Genomic DNA, 17,804 nt, shown 5'->3' on the forward strand with positions numbered 1-17,804 from the left:
GTCTTGCCACTTGGACGTGCCGACCGGTCGCCTCTCCCGCAGCGTGGCCGCAGGTTCCTTTTCTTGCTGCGGGCACTTTTGCAAGGAGCAAGCAATGAAGCGCTATCTGATCGAACGAAACCTGCCCGGCGTGGGGAAATTGGACGGCCAGCAACTCAAGGCGGCCTCGGCGGTCTCCAATGCGGCGCTGGCCACGCTGTCGGGCAAAGTGCAGTGGGTGCACTCCTATGTGGTCGACGACAAGACCTTCTGCGTCTACCTGGCCGACGACGAGTCGCTGGTGCACGAGCACGCCACGCTCAGCGGCTTCCCGGCCAGCAAGGTCACCGAAGTGCGCCAGATCATCGAGCCGATGACGGCCTACTAAGCACCGCCGGGTCCGGTGTCAATCGCTTGGCGCCGTGTCCGCAGCGGCCGCTGCTCGAGCAGGGCCGTTTCGGCCTGCAAGCCCGCGTTGGCCGCCACCTCGCGGCCTTTTGCCAGCAATTGCTCACCGGCCACCCGGGCCTCGGCCATCAGGTTCCCGAAGTTGAAGGCCGACGACATTTGCACCAGCAAGGGAAAGTCGTCGATCACGTGCAGCAGCCGCACCTTGGCCTTCTGTTCGCTTGCAAGCTGGACGGCTTCGCGCAGGCCGCGCTCGGAGGTCGCACTGCCATCGAGCGGGACGAGAATATGTCCGTACATAGTCACTCCTATTGGGGTTCCGGGAAGAGGGAAGGCCACCATCGCGGCGTAGACGGACTTCATTCTTGGCGGGCGGCCTGAGCGGGGGGGTTGCGCCAAATCAACCAGGGCGCTGCTGGCGGGGATGCACTTGCCTCCAGCGCGCAATACACCACGTCCGCGCATTCAGCCCGCAAGCAGCGTCTGCGAAGCGGGCTCATTTTTTCGGGGGCTGCTGCGCAGAAGGTTTGGGTGCCATTGCCGCTTCGATGGCCTTTGCGGCCGCTTCCTTCGCCGCCTGGGCTGCCTGGCGGGTGGCTTCTTCGGCCCTTTGCAGGGCAGAGCGCGCCGCCTCTGCCGCCCGTTCGGCTTCCTCCTTGCTGGACGCCATCGCGCTTCTCAGCGCTTCGTCGGCGCGATCGAGTGCTTCCCGCGTGGCGGCGGTAGCCTTCGTGCTTTCTTCTTCGGCCTTGCGCGCGGCATCCTTGCCGGCGTCGAGCGCTTGTTTCGCGGATTCGGCGGCCTTCGCCTGGAACCGTGTCGCCGACTCGGCGGCCTTCTGCGCTGCACGCCGGATGCCTTCGGCGATCGCCCTGGAGATCTTGCCGGCACTCAGCGCGCTCTGGTCGGCGGCGGCTTTGGCTGCATCGGCGGCCTTCTGCGCGGCGATCTGCGCGTCTTGGGCAGCTCTTCTTGCTGTGTCCCCGGCCTTCTGGCGCGGCGTTGACGCGGGGCTCAACTGACCGGGCGCGGTGTTGTCTGTGTACTGCGCCGACGCGCCCAAGGCGGTCAGCAGCACAAGAGGGAGAAGAGTCGTCCAGCGCATGACACGCCTCCTGGTTTCAATGCATGCGGGACATTGTCAATTTGGCAACGGCTGGCGCTATTGCGTTGCATCAAGGCCTGCAGTGCCGAAGCGTCAGGCATTCAGATCCGCGCGAAGGGATTTGTTGATCTGACGCAAGACCCCTTCGTCCACACGGTGCGACGCTTCTTACCGGTGAGCCTTGCGCACCACGGCGTGTGCGCAATACAGGAGACGAGCCATGAACTGCGATGCGATCCATTGCTTCGACCGGGCGAGCGTTCTGTTCGCGATCTATCCGGAGGGCAGCAACGGCCCCCGTGTCGTCGCCCAGATCTCCGAAGACGCGCTGCGCGACATCTTTGGCGCGCACGGCGGCGCAGACAGCCTGGTGGAGGCATGCTGCGACCACTTTGAACAGATCGGCGAAACGGCCATGCAGCGTTATCGACGAGAGCCCGGCAAGCCCGTGGTGCTGGAGAACGCCGACTTCGCTCTTGGGTTCTTGCTTGAGGCGGACGGCGTGAATTGAATCACCGCCGTATCGCAGGCACGACGACGGCCAGCGCTGCATCGCTGGCTGCGCGGGCGAGAAAGGCCGACACCGTGCGGGCATGCGGCTGAGGCGAGTCTGCATCGCCTTCGAGAACGTAGGCATGCTCCTCTGTTCGCAGGGGGCGGGGAGGGCGATCCATTGTCCAGAGCGACAGTCGCACGGCAGCGTAAAGTCGCCGCTCACTGCGAACAAAGTCGATGCGCATCACCTGCAGAGCCAGGACCGGCCCGCGCTCGCCACAGTTGGCCTCGCAGACTTGCCATCCGGGCAGGCGCTGGCGCAAGGCGTTTTTGAACTCGCGCGTGATGCCGACCTCGATGCGCTCAGCCCACATGGCATGGGGCCATTCGGCCAGCGTGCTGTCGTCCGTGCTGCGGTATCGCATGCGCTGCACCATCAGGTATTCCGGAATATCCAGCCGCCGCACCAGCAGCAGGCCGGGCGGCGCTGCAGTGCTCGCCGCTGAAGCCGCGGGGGACTCGATGGAGGGCAGCGTGACCAACAGGAGCGCCGGCCCCGAGGCGCAGCCCGCGAGCACGCATGCGGCAATGCACGACGCCACCAGCCCAGGATCTTCATTCGCGCCTCGTTCCCGGCGTTGGGCTTTTCTTCGAGGATTTCCTCGAAGGAGCGAAGGCTGCGCGCCGCCCGCGACAGATCAGCGACGGCGGCTTCGAGGTCTGTGCGCAGCGACGCATCCGGCGCGGCGATCCCGGCCAGACGCTAAGGTGCTCTTGCCGCAGCCGCTGCCTCCGATGGCCGCGAAGATGCAACCCTTCTCCACCTGGAAGGACACATGCTTATGGATGAGCCGGTCGCCAAAGCGCATTTCCAGACCGCCGACAAGCAGAACGGCCATGTCAGAGGTCCAGCGCGTTGGCACACAGGGCGAACACGGCGCCCAGCAGGATGATGCCGACGATGCTGGTCACCACCGCCTGGGTCGTGGCGATGCCGACGCCCTCGGCGTCGCGGTTGGCGCGCAGGCCGTGGTAGCAGCTCACCATGGCGATCAGCACGCCGAATGCAAATGACTTGGCGATGCCCAGCCCCAGATGCGTTGCCGCCAGCGTCATTGGTGCGCAACAGGTAGGCCGTGGGCGATACATCGAGCATGATGGTCGAAACGACCATGCCGCCGAACAGGCCTGCAACGCAGGCGAAGACATGGAGCATCGGCATCATCAGCAGCAGCGCGGCAACCCGGGGCAGCACGAGGAAATCGATGGACCTCAGGCCAAGCACTTTGAGTGCATCGATCTCCTCGTTCGCCTGCATGGTGGCCAGTTCCGCTGCGAAGGCCGCGCCGGTCGACCGGCGATCACCACAGCGGTGATGATGGCCGCCATCTCGCGGGCGACCGCAATGCCCACCAGGTCGGCCACGAAAATGCCCGTGCCGAATTTGGCAAGTTGCACCGCGCCGACAAAAGTCAGGATGGCGCCGACCAGCGAATTGACCACCACGACGATCACCCGCGCCTTGGCGCTGCAATCCGCCAGAATGCGCACGAAGTCCCTGGCGCGGAACTGCCATTGGCCGCCCAGCGCGGCGCTCCCCGAGATGAGCAGATTCCCGAGAAATGCCGCGGGGCGGGCGAGACTTCGATCGGACGGCCACTTGGCGATGCTTTCACTCCGGAGAGACGATTCGAACAGTCGCACCCCTCCAGCGACGTCGGACGAGCGCGGGCGGTCGTCGGATAAAGGCGTCAATCCAGGGGCAAAGCACGAGGGCTGTCTTGCGCGCGATCAAGCCGTGGCCATCGCGTGCATCGGCAGATGCCTTCCGCCTGTCCGAAGCGGTCTTTCGTTCGGTGCCACGGATGCCGGGAGTCGAGCTTGACTGCAGCGCAAGACGACTACCTGCATCGCCTGGTCGACCTGGCAACGAAAACGGACCACGAACGCATCTGCGTGGCCGACATGCTGGCAGCGCTCGGCAGTGCGAGCGGCCACCTGCTGATGCTGCTGTTCGCGTTGCCGAACGCGCTGCCGTCCTTGCCGGGCACCTCTACCGTGCTGGGGCTGCCGCTGCTGTTTTTCAGTACGCAGCTGGCCATCGGCGCGAAGCCCTGGTTGCCCCGCTGGGTGGCTGCGCGCTCGCTGGCGCGCTCGGACTTCACCGCCATCGTGACGCGGATGCAGGCCTTCCACGCGCGTCGGCTGGCAGGCATGCATGTGCGATGGCCGGCGCTTGCGACGGGTGCGGCCACGCGCATTGCGAGCGCCTTCGGCGTGTTGATCGCCATCGTGCTGGTGCTGCCGCTTCCGCTGGTCAACATCCCGGCGGCGCTCACGCTGGTTCTGTTGTCTTTCGGCGCACTGCGCGGCGATGGCCGCTTCGTGCTCGCGGGCTATGCGCTCGGCCTTGCCACGTTGCTGCTGGCGGCTGCGGTGGTGTTCGGGCTTTCGGAAGCCGCGCTTGCCGCACTACGACTGCGGTGGACGTGAAGGCCAGCGCCAGTTCGCCACCTCCGGCATGTCGGTGCCGTGGCGCCGGATGTAGGCATCGTGCTCCAGCAGGCGGTCGCGCAGACGTTGCTGCACATGGCCGGCCACGTCGCGGATGCGTGGCACGCGATGGATGGCGTCGGCCGCCAGGTGAAAGCGGTCCAGCCGGTTGAGCACCGTCATGTCGAAGGGCGTCGTGGTCGTGCCTTCTTCCTGGTAGCCGTGCACGTGGAAGTTCACGTGGTTCGTGCGCTGGTAAGTCAACCGGTGGATCAGCGCCGGATAGCCGTGAAAAGCGAAAATCACCGGGGCATGGGTGGTGAACATCGAATCGAAGCTCGCGTCGCTCAGCCCGTGCGGATGCGCCAGCGGCGCCTGCAGCGCCATCAAGTCCACCACGTTCACCACGCGCACCTTCAGGTCGGGCACTTCCCTGTGCAGGATGTCGATGGCCGCCAGCGTCTCCACCGTGGGCACGTCGCCGGCGCAGGCCATCACCACATCGGGCGCCACGCCTTCGTCATTGCTCGCCCACTCCCACACCCCCACGCCCACACTGCAGTGCCGCTCGGCCGCGGCCATGTCCAGCCATTGCGGGGCCGGCGCCTTGCCGGCGACGATCACGTTCACGTAGTCGCGGCTGCGCAGGCAGTGGTCGACCACCGACAGCAATGTGTTCGCATCGGGCGGCAGGTACACCCGCACGATCTGCGCCTTCTTGTTCGCCACGTGGTCGATGAAACCGGGGTCCTGGTGGCTGAAGCCGTTGTGGTCCTGCTGCCAGACGTGGCTGGTGAGCAGGTAGTTGAGCGATGCGACGGGCCGCCGCCACGCAATGTCGCGCGTGGTCTTGAGCCACTTGGCGTGCTGGTTGAGCATCGAATCGATGATGTGGATGAAGGCCTCGTAGCACGAGAAGAAGCCGTGCCGGCCGGTGAGCAGGTAGCCTTCGAGCCAGCCCTGGCACAGGTGTTCGCTGAGCACTTCCATCACGCGGCCGGCGGGCGAGACGTGGTCGTCGCCGGGCTCGATCTGCGCGGTCGACGTGCGGTCGCTCACCTCGAACACGGCGCCCAGCCGATTCGACGCCGTTTCGTCCGGGCCCATGATGCGGAAGTTGGCGGCGGCTTCGTTCATGCGCATCACATCGCGCAGGAAGTTGCCGGTGACGCGCGTCGCTTCGGCGCGCACGGCGCCCGGCGTGGGCACGTCCACCGCATGGTCGCGAAAGTCGGGCAGGGCGAGGTCCCGCAGCAGCAGCCCGCCGTTGGCGTGCGGGTTGGCGCTCATGCGGCGCGTGCCGCGCGGCGCGAGATCGGCGATTTCCGCGCGCAGGGCGCCGCTCGCGTCGAACAGTTCGTCGGGGCGGTAGCTGTGCATCCAGTCTTCGAGCAGGCGGATGTGGGTTTCATCTTCCGCAAAGCCGGTGAGCGGAACCTGATGCGCGCGAAATGTGCCTTCCACGGCCACGCCGTCGACGACCTTCGGTCCCGTCCAGCCCTTGGGCGAACGCAGCACGATCATGGGCCAGCGCCGGCGTGCGGTGAAGCCGTCCTCGCGCGCCTCATTCTGGATGGCGCGAATGGCATCGACCGATGCATCGAGCGCGTCGGCCATCGCGGCATGCATCGCAAAGGGCTCGCCACCCGACACGAAGCGCGGCTCGTAGCCATGGCCACGCATCAGTTGCGCCAATTGCTCGTCGCCGATGCGCGCCAGCACCGTGGGGCCCGCGATCTTGTAGCCATTGAGGTGGAGGATGGGCAGCACGGCGCCATCGCGTGCCGGGTTGAGGAACTTGTTGGAGTGCCAGCTTGCGGCGAGCGCGCCCGTTTCGGCCTCGCCATCGCCGATCACGCAGCAGGCCAGCAGGTCGGGGTTGTCGAACACGGCGCCGTAAGCGTGCAGCAGCGCATAGCCCAGTTCGCCGCCTTCGTGGATGGAGCCGGGAGTTTCAGGTGCCACGTGGCTCGGGATGCCGCCCGGAAAGGAGAACTGGGTGAACAGGCGCTTGAGCCCCGCAGCGTCGCGCGTGATGGCAGGGTAGACCTCGCTGTACGTGCCTTCCAGGTACACATTGGCCACGACCCCCGGTCCCCCGTGCCCGGGGCCGGCAATGTAGATGGCGTTGAGGTCGCGCGCATTGATGGCGCGGTTCATGTGGGCGTAGATGAAATTCAGGCCCGGTGTGGTGCCCCAGTGGCCGAGCAGGCGCGGCTTGATGTGCTCGAGCGTCAGGGGCTCGCGCAGCAACGGGTTGTCCATCAGGTAGATCTGTCCGACGGAAAGGTAGTTGGCCGCGCGCCACCACGCGTCGAGGCGCTTGAAATCGTCACCGTGCCGGTTGTTCATCGAAAGCCTTTCTCAGTGTGGGTGGCCTGACTGCGGATGATGGGATCCGCCTTCGCGACATGTGTTGACGCAGCGCAAGACGCCTCGCATCGCCCAGGAACACCATCGCCCGGTGAGCCAAATTCGGCTGAGAACGGGAGTCGAACATGCAGCATATGGACACGGTGCATCAACGTCGCAGGGCAAGTCGGATCAGCTTCAGAAACACCTGCCTGGTCATGGCGGCGACGGCCCTTGCCGGCTGCAATTCGTTTCCCGGCGGCGTGTTTTCCCAAGGGAGCGACTACAAGGTCGCGCAAGCTGGACCTGCGGACGCGACCCAGGCCAGCGCCCCCATGGCCGACCGCCAGATGCGGGCGATGCGCGAAATGCATCAGAAGCTGATGGCCGCCACCACGCCCGCGCAACGCTGCGCGCTCATGGACGAGCAGCGCAAGATCATGCAGGACGGCATGGCCATGATGGCACCGATGGACGGCGCCATGCCGATGGACCACAGCGGCATGACGGGTCATTCGACGCCGCGGAACATGGATTCGGTGGAGCGCCGCATGGGCATGATGGAAATGATGATGCAGATGATGCTGGACCGCGAAAGCGCGATGCCGGGTGGGCCGGGGCACCGTCATGGTGGGTGTGACTGAGCATCAGTGCGGCGATCAGCGGGGCGACGAGAATTGCGGTTGAGCGGTGCCTGCCAGGGCTTCGAGCACCGAGGCGAAATTGCCGGAGTGCTGCAGCGCCGAGAGGATGGTCATATACAGAGGCCGGTACGCCTCGTCCGCTTCGTAGCCGGCCAGCGGGTCGCGGTTCTGCAGGAATGCCTTGTCGATCTCCGCCCAGTCTTCGCGCTGCAGGACGCCCTGCGCAAACGGCAGGACCTCGGCTTCCTCGACGGCCATGTGTCCGAGGTAGAACGAAACATAGTCCTTGACCGCTGATTCGAAGGCATCGCGGCGCGACGCCTCCTGTACGGTGCCTCGCATGACCCGGAAGGCGATCAGCGCGTGTTCGAGTTCGCGAATGGCCAGTCCACCTTTCTCGTGCTCCCGATCCAGCCGTTCGAGGACTTCATCCATGTGTTGCGTACGTCCCCGCAGCTTTGGAAACAGCAGGCTCGTCTCCTTGGGGTGGTGGAGCTTTTCAGGAAACTCATCGACGTAGAAGAGCATGGCCTGAAGCGCATCGAGATCGGGCACCGTGCCGCGTTTCCGGTGGAAATCGAGCATCAGGACGATGGAGCGCAGCATGGCCGACAAGGCCCGGTGCTCATGCCGGATGACGTTCAGGCTGGCAGGTGTCATGGTGGTGCTCCCAAAAATGCGGTCGACAACCCCAGCCTGCATTGTCCGGCGTGTTGGGGGTTGAGACAGGTCAAGGAAAGACGATCTTTCAGGGCGTATCGGTGCGCCCGGCCTGCCTGTCCCGCGGATGACGGAACGCGCATTGGGCGCAGGTATTGATGCAGCGCAAGACCTCTGGTGCCGCGCAGGGCCACCATCGCCCGGTGAGCCAAATTCGGCTGAAACCGGGAGTCAGACATGCAGCATATGGTGACGGCGGATCAACGCCGACTCAGGGCGCGAGCCATGCAAATGGCGATCGGCGTGCTGGCCGCCCTGTCGCTATGGAGCGGCCAGGCAAGCGCGCAGGCGCGAGGCTACCTGCTCTACAACGATCACTGCCTCGAATGCCATTCGACGTCGGTTCACTGGCGCGAGCGGCGGCTGGCAACCGACTGGAACAGCCTGCAGTTCCAGGTCAGGCGCTGGCAGGGTGTGGCGGCATTGAACTGGAACGAGGAAGACATCCAGAACGTGACGCGTTACCTCAACACACGCTTCTACGACTTCCAGGCTCCGAGCATGGTGGGTGCCGTGGTTCCTGTCACGGTGCCTGCGAGCCGGGCGCGTCGCCCTGCGTCGTCACCATGATGGCGACGCGGAGCCTTCATTATTCACGCTTACGGCGGGATACCGACGGCGCCGGGTGGATCGCCCGTGGCAGCGGCGACCAGAGCGGACGCTCGCTGGCGCTCGAATCGATCACGACGACATGGCAACCGGCATCTGCGACGGGCACCTGGCCTGCGGCAACACCCACAGGTGCAGGCCCTCGGTCGCCGCCAGGTGGTGGGCATCGAGGATGCGTAGCGGTCCAGCAGGCGGTTGAGTCTGGTGGGCATCGGATGCAGCCTTCGGACTGCACGGTGCCCAGACACTGCTCCAGACGGTCCGGATCGGTGGGCGTGCACCTGGAGGCGCATCTTTCCCATGCCGCCGGCGCCCCAAAGCCGCATGGCCTGCTGCCAGCCAAGATCGAACACGCGCATGCCTCTGACGCCATAGCCGCGAATGCCGTTCTCGTTGAATGGCCCCCCGGCCGAAAATCCGGATCGTCCAGTGAATGCGAACACGCCCACGGGGGTCTCGAAGTGATCCAACTCGTCGCCGCGCCCCGTCGACACGGGCGAGGCGCCGATGTGCAAGTGCGTCATGCTGCGGTCGACAGTGCAAGGTACTGGGGCGATGGCATGGCGATGCCGGCCGGTTCGAGCAGGCTGCCGCAGCGGACTGCCACATCAGCCGGTACGGGCAGTCGACGATCGACTTGCTGGCTGTACGCCTCGATCATTGCGTCCGGCCCGGCATCGGTGTCGCGCGCCGGGAAGGCAATGGCCGTCGTCAGCAGCATGAGGAAAGCGGAGACGGAGGCGTCGCCTGGCACAGTTTGAAGTGCCCGTCGCGCTTTGCCTTGATCCTCGTCAAGGCTCCCCGATGTGGCGCATTCCATCATGGGCGCACACGAATCGAGCGCCTAGGCGCCCTTGCTTGAAGGGTCAATCCATGAGCTATCGAACCATTCTCGTGCACTTGGACCATTGGGACCGGTGCCGGGCACGCGCAACGCTTGCCACCGCATGGGCGCGGAGCCACGAGAGCCACCTCGTGGGCGTCGTGCCGACGGGCCTGTATGACGGCGTGATCCCAGCAGGTGCCATTGCCACGGGCACCACCGATTTCATCGCGCAGTCCGCACAATTCCTGCGTGAGCGGGCTGAACACATCGCCCGGGAATTCAGGGAAAGCATCAGCGGGCCGGGCGCGCTCTCGTACGAGGTGCGCTTGGTGGATGCGCCGGCCATCGACTCCGTCGTGCGCCACGGCCGCACAGCCGACCTGATCGTGCTCGGGCAACATGATCCATCCGCCCAGTCAGACGCCAGGGCGGTCGGCTTGGCCGAGCGCGTGCTGATGGAAGCCGGCGGCCCGGTGCTGTTCCTGCCTTACGCGGGCCGCTTCGACGCCATTCCCGGAAGCGCGCTCGTCGCATGGGATGGTTCGCGGCAGGCCGCCGTGGCGGTCCGTGCCGCAGTGCCGGCACTGCAACGCTGCGGCAAGGTAACGCTCGTGAGCTACCTGGACGTGGACGACGTCGACGCCGACCAGCGCCTGCTGCTGTCCGACGTGATCCACTTCCTGCGCCGCCACGGGATCGCTGCGAGCGCAGAACGCGACGTCAATGCCGTGGACATCGACATGGCCAACGCAATGCTGTCGCGCATCGCCGACACGGGCGCGGACCTGCTCGTCATGGGCGGCTATGGCCACTCGCGCTTTCGCGAACTGATGCTCGGCGGTGTCACGCGGCAGATCCTGGCGCAGATGACCGTACCCGTGCTGATGGCGCATTGAGGGCGCCTGGATGGCAAGCCGCATCGTCATCATCCAGGGGCACCCGGATGGCCGTGCGCCGCACTTCTGCCATGCGCTGGCCCAAGCGTACGCCGACGGTGCACGCAGCGCGGGCCATGAGGTTTCATCGATCGACGTCGGCTCCCTGGAGTTCGAATTCTTGCGGAGCAAGGCCGAATGGGAGGCCGGCACGCTGCCGCCGCAGTTGTCGGCCGCGCAGGAAGCCATCGGCCATGCACAGCACCTGCTCATAGTCTTTCCGCTATGGCTGGGCGACATGCCCGCGGCGCTTTGCTGGAGCAGATCTTGCGGCCGGGCTTCGCCGTGCCGCGGGATCGCCCGAGCATGCGCGTGAAGCCGCTCGCCGGACGAAGTGCGCGCGTGGTCATCACCATGGGCATGCCGGCGCCGATCTACCGCTGGTACTTCTTCGCGCACGGCTTGCGCCTGCTCAAACGAAGCATCCTCGGCTTCGTTGGCATCGCGCCGGTGCGCGACGCCATCGTGGGTTCGGTGGAGGGTCTCAGCGAGAAGCAAAGGCTCATCTGGCTCGAAAGGTTGACCCATTGGGGCAGGGCTGGGATTTGAGCGCTGCTCTCCACGCGATCCGCCGATGAAAAGCGTGGCGCATTGCGGGTGAAATCAACGAGGTCACAGTGCGTGCAGCTTGCCGTGAATTTCCAGGTTGAAGAAAGCAGGCTCGCCGACCGGCTTTCCAATTGAAGGTGCACCGGAGACTGCCAGTCATTTTCAAGCAAGCTCTACCGTGTGACCCAGCCGCGCCGCAAAGTTCGCCAGATGGACCAAACAGCCAAGCGATGATGCTGTTGCCGACGAACGACCAGCCGGCAGGCGAGCAAGATCGGCTCGCAGTGCGCTGGGGCCGAGATCAGGGCGCGAATGAGCTCAAGAGTGAACTGCGAGGCACGGTCATGTCTTGCCTGCAAGGGCAGCGCGGGCGTTGATGGATTGCCGCTTGACATCGATCGACTCGAGGCGCGAATGGCGGCTTCGCGACAACTTCTGGCCGTCGACGTCAAGCGTGTGTGATGGCTGCAAGTGGTCGGGGCGCCGTGAAGGCGGATAGCGACGCAACCGATACGGCTACGCAGCCGCCCGGCGCAACCCGGAAAGGTAGCTGGCCGGCTCTTCTGCGCAATGCGACGTCGTGCAGCGGCGTGCCGACTCCGTCAATGGCTGCGCCGAGGTTGATCTGGCGCAAGGCCCCATGTCGCCGGTTGCGCGAATCTTGGGTAGCCCGACAGGAGGCACCAGATGGCAAGAATCATCTCCCACATTGATCTGGAACGAGCACGATGCGCTGTCGGCGATGCTGCAGTCCATTTGCCTGCTGCTCGCGCAGCACCGGCGAGGCGCCATCATGCCGGGCACGGCGCTGCCACCAAGCGTTCCCGCAAAGCACCATCACCGCAAGCAGGCACGGATGCTGTTACCGAAGGTACGCGCAAGGACACCGGTCTGGCGCGAGCTGTTCAACGGGTTGGCGAACTTGGGGATCTGCCTCGGTCGGGACCGCACTGCACCCTGACCGCGAGAAGCGTCGAACGGGGATGTTGACGAGCTCCATTGCAGCGTTATGCGGCATTCACCATTGCTCGATGATTCTTGGGGCAAAACCTATGGAGGTGTTCTTTCATGGACAGTCTGCTAAGACAAAAAATTCTTGAGTTGCTCCACAGCCACCGGATCATGACTGTTGCAACAGTGCGTGATGACGGATGGCCGCAGGCAACGACAGTTGGCTATGTGAACGAGGAACTCACGCTTTGGTTTCTTTGCGGCCTGGAGAGCCAGAAGGCCAAAAATCTGGCGCGGGACAATCGCATCTCCATCACGATCGACCACGACACGCCGGACCTCATGTCGATCACCGGCTTGTCAATGTCTGCCCGAGCGCTCAGGGTGTCAGATCTTGGGGAGGCAAGGAAAGTGATCGCGATGATGCCGTTGAAGTATCCGGACGCACCTCCAGACATGGCACAAATGAAAATGCCGGCGCCGGAGGATATTGCGATCTTTCGCGTCGTCCCGGAGATTGTCTCGGTGCTCGACTATACGAAAGGATTTGGGCACGCGGACCTTGTGAACTGCGAAGGCGGCAAGCCCTAGACATTATGGTCGCGGTCCCTCGGCAAGCCTGACGCACCGCACATGGACCTCGTCATCACCGTGTGCGACAACGCCGCAGGCGAGGTCTGCCCGTATTGGCCCGGGCAACCGGCGACGGCGCACTGGGGCTACGCGGATCCTTCGGAAATGCAAGGGTCGCCCGAACAGAAGCTGGAAGCCTTTCGCCAGACGCTGCACGCCATTCGGCGCCGGCTCGAGTTGTTGGTGAACCTGCCGCTCGCCAGCGTGGACAAGTTGATGCTCCAATCGCAGGCGCGAGAGCTGGCCGGCAAGCCATGAACCTCTGGCGCAAGGCGCTGGCCGAGCTTCTGGGCACGGCTGGTTTGCTGTGCGCGGTGGTGGGCTCGGGCATCATGGCCGAGCGTCTCGCAGGGGGCAATGTGGCCATCGCACTGCTGGCCAATACCCTCGCGACCGTGTTCGCGCTCTACGTGCTGATCGAGGTCTTCGGTCCCGTCAGTGGTGCGCAATTCAATCCGGCTGTCAGCGTCGTCATGGCGCTGCGCCGCGAACTGCCGGCGGCGACCTTGGCCGCCTACGTAGCGGCCCAGTTGACGGGTGCGATGCTGGGCGCGTGGCTGGCAAACGCCATGTTCGACATGAGCGTCCTTCAATGGAGTACGAAGATGCGCAGCGGCTTGGGGCAATGGCTTGGTGAACTGGTGGCCACTGCGGGGTTGGTGCTGGTGATCCTGCGTGCGCCAGCGGGGAAGGCTGCACAGTTGGTGGCCCTCTACATCGGCGCGGTCTACTGGTTCACGTCCAGCACATCTTTCGCCAACCCGGCGGCGGTGTCGGGCGCATGTTCAGTGACAGCCTTTCCGGAATCGCCCCAGGAAGTGCGACCGGCTTTGTGGTGGCCGAGTTGATCGGCGTCGCAATCGGTATCGCGGTAAATCGATTCGTGCGCTGAAGGCCCAGTCCCTAGCCCAACTTTGAGCACTGAATGAACGCAGCCCTTTGATCCTGCTGTGTTTTGCCGGTAACTGGAGCAGCGCGTCAGCGAGTGCCCCTACGACATCCTGGTGCGGGTTGACAAGCCGGCGCCGGCCGTGCAGCCTCTTGCACCGTCAACATGGGCGGCCCGAGCATGGTGGGGCTGAACGTCTACTTCTATGCCGATCAGGCAGCCGCCACTGCCGCCCGCGAGACGCCGCTTTGGCAGGCGTGGATTCAAGCGCGATTTCCGATGCTGTCGGAGGCGGGGTTGATTTAAGCACGTGATGCAGGCGGCCATTTTCATGATCACCCGATTGCGCAGTTTGCCGCAGACGCAGCTCGGGACTTCGGCGCTGGTGCGTGCGTCGGTTGATCCAGTCCAGTCTCCCCGGCTGTAGAGCTCCTGGCCGCACTCCGGATCTGCGACCGGCCCGGTAGAGATAGCACCACTTGCCGCTAATCTTCACGTACGTTTCGTCGAAGCGCCACGATCGCCCCGTCTTGCGAGCGAATCGGTCCCAGCACTTCTCAACTCGGGCACGAACCGCTGTACCGGGCGCATGATCGTCGTGTGGGCCATCGACAAGCCGCGCTCGGCCATCATCTCCACCAGGTCGCGCAAGCCCAACTTGAAGCGCTGGTATCCGCCGAACGCACAGAACGATGATCTCGCGCTCGAGACGCGGACCTTTGAACAGTTCGTCCGTGCACTGCAGCCTCTTCGCCATCGATACGCCTTCAATTCAAAAGCCGTCGCCGATCGGAGGCGCGGTTTGCACCAAAGCCGGATTTCCTACTTTTGGCGGTCAGGTCTACTGGGTCAGGGGCCAGCCCATCGGGCTACTTGACCGCTGCTTTTCGCCTGCCGCGGTTTAGCTCACACTCCCTCCGCCCGCCAAAGACGATTCCAAATTCTCGATACGACGCGAAACTGCTCAGGCCGAGTGGCTCCACCTTATCCCGCATTCTTGCCAAACGTCGTCTGTGAGTGCGGCCGCAACCAAGGTACGCAGCCGAGGACGCAATGCGACCGCCCGTTTCATTCGCACGCCGTCAATACAAACTCCCGTCTGTCGGCTTCATCTTCAACACGAACCAGTTGACCCGGTCGATCGATCGGCCCGGCGTGCCGAAGGTGCCGATGGTCGAGCCGGCGATGAACAGGTCGCCGTGCAGGTCCATCGCGATGCCGAAGGCGCGGTCGTTCCTGACGCCCGTCGCAGGCAGGCCCGCGCCGTATTGCCGGATCCAGGTGCGCGTGCCGTCGGCCTCAAAGCGCGCCGCGAACATGTCTTCGTCGCCCTTGGAGGTTTCGCCTGGCATCACGCCATTGGTGTAGCCGGTGATGAAGGCTGCGGATCCGGCGGCGTCGGTCGTGATGCCGAAGGCCTCTTCGTCGAAGTAGCGGGGGCCACTCAGCGTTTGCGACGACAGGTTGTGCGCCCATTGGAGCGTGCCCGAGCCGTCGAATCGCGCAATGAGGGCGTCGCCTGCGGTGCAGCAGAAGGGGTTGACCGTCGGATTGCCCGCAACGTCGAAATTCGCATAGGTGCGGCCCGAGATGAACACACGGCTGCCATCGGCGGAGACGGCAATGCTGTTGGCCGTCACCGGCAGCGCGTTGTTTGGCGCGGCCGGGCCCAGCAGCGTCTCCCAGATCTGGGCGCCCGTGCTGCCGTTGAACTTGGCGACGTATGCGCCGCTGGCGTTGAACTGGCTGCCGGATGCCCATCCCGTGAGGTAGGCGTTGCCCGCCGCGTCGACTGCCACGCCGTGCCCCTCGTTGTACGGCGCCGGCTGGTTGGGGTGGAACATGTCTTCCTTGATCCACTGCCGATTGCCCGCCGTGTCGTACTTGGCAAGGAACCACATGATGGTGCCACCCGGCGGGTTGGTCAGCGGCAACTGGCCGAAGCTGCGACCGGCAATGAAGGCGTTGCCGTTGGTGTCGACCGCGATGCCCAAGCCGCTGTCGTATGCGTTGGAGCCGAACTGGTGGGCCCACAGCCGCGTGCCGTCGGGGCTGAATTTGGCCACGAAGACATCGGTATTGCCCGCCGCGATTTCCCCCGCCAACGTCGTGAGCGTCTGCCCGGTGACGTAGATGTTGCCAGTGCTGTCCACTGCGACGCCGTTGACCGCTTCCGCCACGCCGAAGCCGTTGTACGCGTCCAGCACCAGCCGCTGCCACAGCACGTTGCCAGCAGGGCCGTACTTGGCGATGAAGGGCTTGGACGCGCCGGGGTCGGTGCCGGCCGTGAAGATACCGGTCGTGTAGCCGCCGATGACCACGTTGCCCTGCGCATCCGCCGCAACGCTGTAGGCGACGTTGGACGGAGCGAGAGGCGAAGGGAACTGCGCGCCATCCTGCTTCACGCCGGTCCATACCGAGACCACCGTGAGCGTCGCGGGGGCGGAGGTGATGCTGCCTGCGACGTTGGTCACGGTCACGGTGAAGGTGGCGCCGTTGTCGGCGATCGGCGTCGCGTTCGTGGTGTAGCTGGCCGCCGTGGCGCCGGGAATCGGGCTGCCGCCGCGATTCCACTGGAAGGTCTGCGGCGCTGTCCCGCCTGCCAGTACGGTGAATGTGGCCATCGCACCGGCAGTCACCGTGACATTGGCAGGCGCCGTCGTGATGAAGGGTGCCACCGGTGCCGCGACGACGCTCAGGGTGGCCGACGCACTCGTCGCACTTCCCGCCGAATTGCTGACGACAACGCGGTAGGCCGCGCCGTTGTCGGCCAGACCGGTCACGGGCGTCGTGTAGCTCGCGCTGGTCGCACCCGCGATATTGGCGTTGTTGCGCTGCCATTGATAGCCCAGCGGCGCCGTGCCGGAGGCGACGACGCTGAAGGTCGCCGTCTGGCCGGCGGTGACGCTGGCGTTGGCCGGCGGCGTGGTGACGGCCGGCGCGACCGCGGCAGCACCCACCGTGAGGGTGGCTGCACTGCTGGTCACCGCACCGGCTGCATTGCTCACGACGACCGATAACTGCGCGCCGTTGTCGGCCGCGACGGCGTTCTGCACCGCGTAGCTGGCTGCCGTGGCGCCAGGGATCGCCGTGCCGTTTCGCCGCCATTGATAGCCCAGGGGCGCAGTGCCGGCCGCGGTGACACTGAAGTTGGCGGTCTGTCCGGCCACCACGCTCACGCTCGCCGGCTGGGTCGAGATCGAAGGCGCAACAGCCGCCGGGCTGACAGTCAGCACGGCTGTGCCGCTCGTGGCACTGCCGGCGACGTTCGTCACCGTCACGGCAAAGGTTGCGCCGTTGTCGGCGGCCGTGGTGGCCGGCGTGGTGTAGCTGGCGCCCATCGCGCCGGCGATGGTGGCGCCATTGCGGCTCCATTGGTAGCTCAGCGGCGCCGTGCCCATCGCGGTGACCGAGAAGGTGGCCTGCTGGCCCAGGCCCACCGTGGCGCTGCCCGGCCCGGCGGTGACGGTGGGCGCCACGACCCCGGCCGTGACGGTGAGGAGGGCATCGTTGCTGGTGGCGCTGCCCGCCGTGTTGGTCACCACCACGGAGAAGAGCGCGCCATCGTCCGCGGCCACGGTCGCAGCGATGTCGTAGCTGGCCGACGTGGCGCCGGAGATGGGCACGCCGTTGCGGCGCCATTGGTAGCTCAAAGGGGCGGTGCCCGTCGCGCCGGCGCTGAAACTCGCCGTTTGCCCGGCGAGCACGCTGCTGGCGGCGGGCTGCGTGGTGACGACTGGCGCAATGGCGAAGGGGCCGACCGTGAGCATGGCCGGACTGCTGGTTGCCGACCCGGCCGCATTGCTCACGATCACCGTGATGATCGCCCCGTTGTCGGTGGCCGTTGCGGCTGCGATGGTGTAGCCGGCGGCCGTCGCGCCGGGAATGGCCGTGCCGTCGCGCCGCCACTGGTAAGTCAGGGGTGCGGTGCCGCTGGCGCCCACGCCGAACCTGGCCGCCTGGCCCTCGGCGACCGTAACGCTCACCGGCTGCGTGGTGATCAAAGGCGCCACGACGGGCGTTGGCGTCGGGTGCGAATGCCCGCCGCCGCCGCAGGCGACCAGGAAGGCCGCGAGGGCGAACAGGCACCAGCGGCATCCCCCGGCGAGGGGGCCGCGTTCAATGGCCGCAACAAGCAACAGCAACTTCGACATGACTTCTCCTGCGTCGGAATCCGGTCGCTCGGCCAAAGAGGAACTCCGCGTTTGGCGCGCCG

The 17,804-nt window shown here is 65.5% G+C and carries 19 protein-coding genes and 4 pseudogenes; 13 read left to right on the forward strand and 10 right to left on the reverse strand.

What is annotated here, in order from left to right; translation table 11 throughout:
• Positions 1 to 94 precede the first annotated feature (94 nt).
• Positions 95 to 367, forward strand: coding sequence for a DUF4242 domain-containing protein (locus QTI66_RS29895; protein ID WP_286563911.1), 273 nt, complete (start codon positions 95 to 97; stop codon positions 365 to 367).
• Here the strand turns inward: QTI66_RS29895 and QTI66_RS29900 are convergent.
• Positions 364 to 750 (reverse strand): universal stress protein, encoded by a 387-nt coding sequence (locus QTI66_RS29900; protein ID WP_286563912.1) that lies wholly within the window; start codon positions 748 to 750, stop codon positions 364 to 366. The genes QTI66_RS29895 and QTI66_RS29900 overlap by 4 nt on opposite strands.
• 133 nt (positions 751 to 883) lie before the next feature.
• Positions 884 to 1,465 (reverse strand): hypothetical protein, encoded by a 582-nt coding sequence (locus tag QTI66_RS29905; protein ID WP_286563913.1) that lies wholly within the window; start codon positions 1,463 to 1,465, stop codon positions 884 to 886.
• Between the two features lie 247 nt (positions 1,466 to 1,712).
• Between QTI66_RS29905 and QTI66_RS29910 the strand changes: the two genes are divergently transcribed.
• Positions 1,713 to 2,003, forward strand: a complete 291-nt coding sequence (locus QTI66_RS29910; protein ID WP_286563914.1) for a hypothetical protein — start codon at positions 1,713 to 1,715, stop codon at positions 2,001 to 2,003.
• Position 2,004: 1 nt separating this feature from the next.
• Here the strand turns inward: QTI66_RS29910 and QTI66_RS29915 are convergent, their stop codons facing one another.
• From QTI66_RS29915 to QTI66_RS29925, 3 genes and pseudogenes are all read right to left on the reverse strand, one after another.
• The gene (locus QTI66_RS29915) at positions 2,005 to 2,589 is read right to left on the reverse strand and encodes an ABC-type transport auxiliary lipoprotein family protein (protein WP_286563915.1); all 585 of its coding nucleotides are present in this window, start codon (positions 2,587 to 2,589) and stop codon (positions 2,005 to 2,007) included.
• Positions 2,590 to 2,887: 298 nt separating this feature from the next.
• Complete coding sequence (locus QTI66_RS29920) at positions 2,888 to 3,103, reverse strand: ABC transporter permease (RefSeq protein ID WP_286563916.1); 216 nt, start codon at positions 3,101 to 3,103, stop codon at positions 2,888 to 2,890.
• Positions 3,104 to 3,158: 55 nt separating this feature from the next.
• Positions 3,159 to 3,691 (reverse strand): annotated as a pseudogene (locus tag QTI66_RS29925) (MlaE family ABC transporter permease); the annotation flags it as partial.
• Positions 3,692 to 3,868: 177 nt separating this feature from the next.
• On the opposite strand from QTI66_RS29925, the gene QTI66_RS29930 reads away from it, so the two are divergent.
• Positions 3,869 to 4,480 (forward strand): exopolysaccharide biosynthesis protein, encoded by a 612-nt coding sequence (locus QTI66_RS29930; RefSeq protein WP_286563918.1) that lies wholly within the window; start codon positions 3,869 to 3,871, stop codon positions 4,478 to 4,480.
• Here QTI66_RS29930 and QTI66_RS29935 read toward each other — a convergent pair.
• On the reverse strand, positions 4,460 to 6,832 hold the full coding sequence (locus QTI66_RS29935) for a phosphoketolase family protein (protein ID WP_286563919.1): 2,373 nt from the start codon (positions 6,830 to 6,832) through the stop codon (positions 4,460 to 4,462). The two genes, QTI66_RS29930 and QTI66_RS29935, sit on opposite strands and share 21 nt — an antisense overlap.
• Before the next feature lie 146 nt (positions 6,833 to 6,978).
• On the opposite strand from QTI66_RS29935, the gene QTI66_RS29940 reads away from it, so the two are divergent.
• Positions 6,979 to 7,476, forward strand: coding sequence for a hypothetical protein (locus QTI66_RS29940; protein WP_286563920.1), 498 nt, complete (start codon positions 6,979 to 6,981; stop codon positions 7,474 to 7,476).
• 15 nt (positions 7,477 to 7,491) lie between these two features.
• Here the strand turns inward: QTI66_RS29940 and QTI66_RS29945 are convergent, their stop codons facing one another.
• A complete protein-coding gene (locus QTI66_RS29945; RefSeq protein ID WP_353506237.1) occupies positions 7,492 to 8,178 on the reverse strand; it encodes a hemerythrin domain-containing protein in 687 nt (228 codons plus the stop codon).
• 243 nt (positions 8,179 to 8,421) lie between these two features.
• Between QTI66_RS29945 and QTI66_RS29950 the strand changes: the two genes are divergently transcribed.
• Complete coding sequence (locus tag QTI66_RS29950; RefSeq protein ID WP_286563922.1) at positions 8,422 to 8,766, forward strand: cytochrome C; 345 nt, start codon at positions 8,422 to 8,424, stop codon at positions 8,764 to 8,766.
• 559 nt (positions 8,767 to 9,325) lie between these two features.
• Here QTI66_RS29950 and QTI66_RS29955 read toward each other — a convergent pair.
• Positions 9,326 to 9,526, reverse strand: coding sequence for a hypothetical protein (locus QTI66_RS29955; RefSeq protein WP_286563924.1), 201 nt, complete (start codon positions 9,524 to 9,526; stop codon positions 9,326 to 9,328).
• Positions 9,527 to 9,678: 152 nt separating this feature from the next.
• On the opposite strand from QTI66_RS29955, the gene QTI66_RS29960 reads away from it, so the two are divergent.
• From QTI66_RS29960 to QTI66_RS29990, 8 genes and pseudogenes are all read left to right on the forward strand, one after another.
• Entirely contained in the window at positions 9,679 to 10,527 is an 849-nt protein-coding gene (locus QTI66_RS29960) for a universal stress protein (protein ID WP_286563926.1), read from the forward strand.
• 10 nt (positions 10,528 to 10,537) lie between these two features.
• Complete coding sequence (locus QTI66_RS39665) at positions 10,538 to 10,882, forward strand: NAD(P)H-dependent oxidoreductase (RefSeq protein ID WP_353506238.1); 345 nt, start codon at positions 10,538 to 10,540, stop codon at positions 10,880 to 10,882.
• Positions 10,879 to 11,115: a hypothetical protein gene (locus QTI66_RS39670; RefSeq protein WP_353506239.1), complete on the forward strand. Its 237-nt coding sequence runs from the start codon at positions 10,879 to 10,881 to the stop codon at positions 11,113 to 11,115. Before QTI66_RS39665 ends, QTI66_RS39670 begins: the two co-directional genes overlap by 4 nt.
• A 709-nt stretch (positions 11,116 to 11,824) precedes the next feature.
• The gene (locus QTI66_RS29970; protein ID WP_286563927.1) at positions 11,825 to 12,076 is read left to right on the forward strand and encodes a hypothetical protein; all 252 of its coding nucleotides are present in this window, start codon (positions 11,825 to 11,827) and stop codon (positions 12,074 to 12,076) included.
• A 107-nt stretch (positions 12,077 to 12,183) separates the two neighbouring features.
• The gene (locus QTI66_RS29975) at positions 12,184 to 12,657 is read left to right on the forward strand and encodes a pyridoxamine 5'-phosphate oxidase family protein (protein ID WP_286563928.1); all 474 of its coding nucleotides are present in this window, start codon (positions 12,184 to 12,186) and stop codon (positions 12,655 to 12,657) included.
• A gap of 27 nt (positions 12,658 to 12,684) precedes the next feature.
• Positions 12,685 to 12,957, forward strand: a pseudogene (locus QTI66_RS29980) (low molecular weight phosphatase family protein); the annotation flags it as partial.
• A pseudogene (locus tag QTI66_RS29985) lies at positions 12,954 to 13,591 on the forward strand (aquaporin). The pseudogenes QTI66_RS29980 and QTI66_RS29985, both read left to right, overlap by 4 nt.
• Before the next feature lie 177 nt (positions 13,592 to 13,768).
• Positions 13,769 to 13,894: a hypothetical protein gene (locus QTI66_RS29990; RefSeq protein ID WP_286564013.1), complete on the forward strand. Its 126-nt coding sequence runs from the start codon at positions 13,769 to 13,771 to the stop codon at positions 13,892 to 13,894.
• A gap of 136 nt (positions 13,895 to 14,030) precedes the next feature.
• Here the strand turns inward: QTI66_RS29990 and QTI66_RS29995 are convergent.
• A pseudogene (locus tag QTI66_RS29995) lies at positions 14,031 to 14,345 on the reverse strand (DDE-type integrase/transposase/recombinase); the annotation flags it as partial.
• Between the two features lie 325 nt (positions 14,346 to 14,670).
• The gene (locus QTI66_RS30000; RefSeq protein WP_286563929.1) at positions 14,671 to 17,742 is read right to left on the reverse strand and encodes a beta strand repeat-containing protein; all 3,072 of its coding nucleotides are present in this window, start codon (positions 17,740 to 17,742) and stop codon (positions 14,671 to 14,673) included.
• Positions 17,743 to 17,804: the final 62 nt, after the last annotated feature.

Source organism: Variovorax brevis (genome assembly GCF_030317105.1).
Lineage (GTDB): Bacteria > Pseudomonadota > Gammaproteobacteria > Burkholderiales > Burkholderiaceae_C > Variovorax > Variovorax brevis.

Coding starts and splice junctions, on each gene's coding strand:
- QTI66_RS29900 (WP_286563912.1), bottom strand. CDS start 750: ATGAAGTCCGTCTACGCCGCGATGGTGGCCTTCCCTCTTCCCGGAACC.
- QTI66_RS29945 (WP_353506237.1), bottom strand. CDS start 8,178: ATGCAGGCTGGGGTTGTCGACCGCATTTTTGGGAGCACCACCATGACA.
- QTI66_RS29955 (WP_286563924.1), bottom strand. CDS start 9,526: ATGCTGCTGACGACGGCCATTGCCTTCCCGGCGCGCGACACCGATGCC.
- QTI66_RS39665 (WP_353506238.1), top strand. CDS start 10,538: ATGGCAAGCCGCATCGTCATCATCCAGGGGCACCCGGATGGCCGTGCG.
- QTI66_RS29920 (WP_286563916.1), bottom strand. CDS start 3,103: ATGACGCTGGCGGCAACGCATCTGGGGCTGGGCATCGCCAAGTCATTT.
- QTI66_RS30000 (WP_286563929.1), bottom strand. CDS start 17,742: ATGTCGAAGTTGCTGTTGCTTGTTGCGGCCATTGAACGCGGCCCCCTC.
- QTI66_RS29940 (WP_286563920.1), top strand. CDS start 6,979: ATGCAGCATATGGACACGGTGCATCAACGTCGCAGGGCAAGTCGGATC.
- QTI66_RS29895 (WP_286563911.1), top strand. CDS start 95: ATGAAGCGCTATCTGATCGAACGAAACCTGCCCGGCGTGGGGAAATTG.
- QTI66_RS29960 (WP_286563926.1), top strand. CDS start 9,679: ATGAGCTATCGAACCATTCTCGTGCACTTGGACCATTGGGACCGGTGC.
- QTI66_RS29910 (WP_286563914.1), top strand. CDS start 1,713: ATGAACTGCGATGCGATCCATTGCTTCGACCGGGCGAGCGTTCTGTTC.
- QTI66_RS29975 (WP_286563928.1), top strand. CDS start 12,184: ATGGACAGTCTGCTAAGACAAAAAATTCTTGAGTTGCTCCACAGCCAC.
- QTI66_RS29990 (WP_286564013.1), top strand. CDS start 13,769: ATGGTGGGGCTGAACGTCTACTTCTATGCCGATCAGGCAGCCGCCACT.
- QTI66_RS29950 (WP_286563922.1), top strand. CDS start 8,422: ATGCAAATGGCGATCGGCGTGCTGGCCGCCCTGTCGCTATGGAGCGGC.
- QTI66_RS29935 (WP_286563919.1), bottom strand. CDS start 6,832: ATGAACAACCGGCACGGTGACGATTTCAAGCGCCTCGACGCGTGGTGG.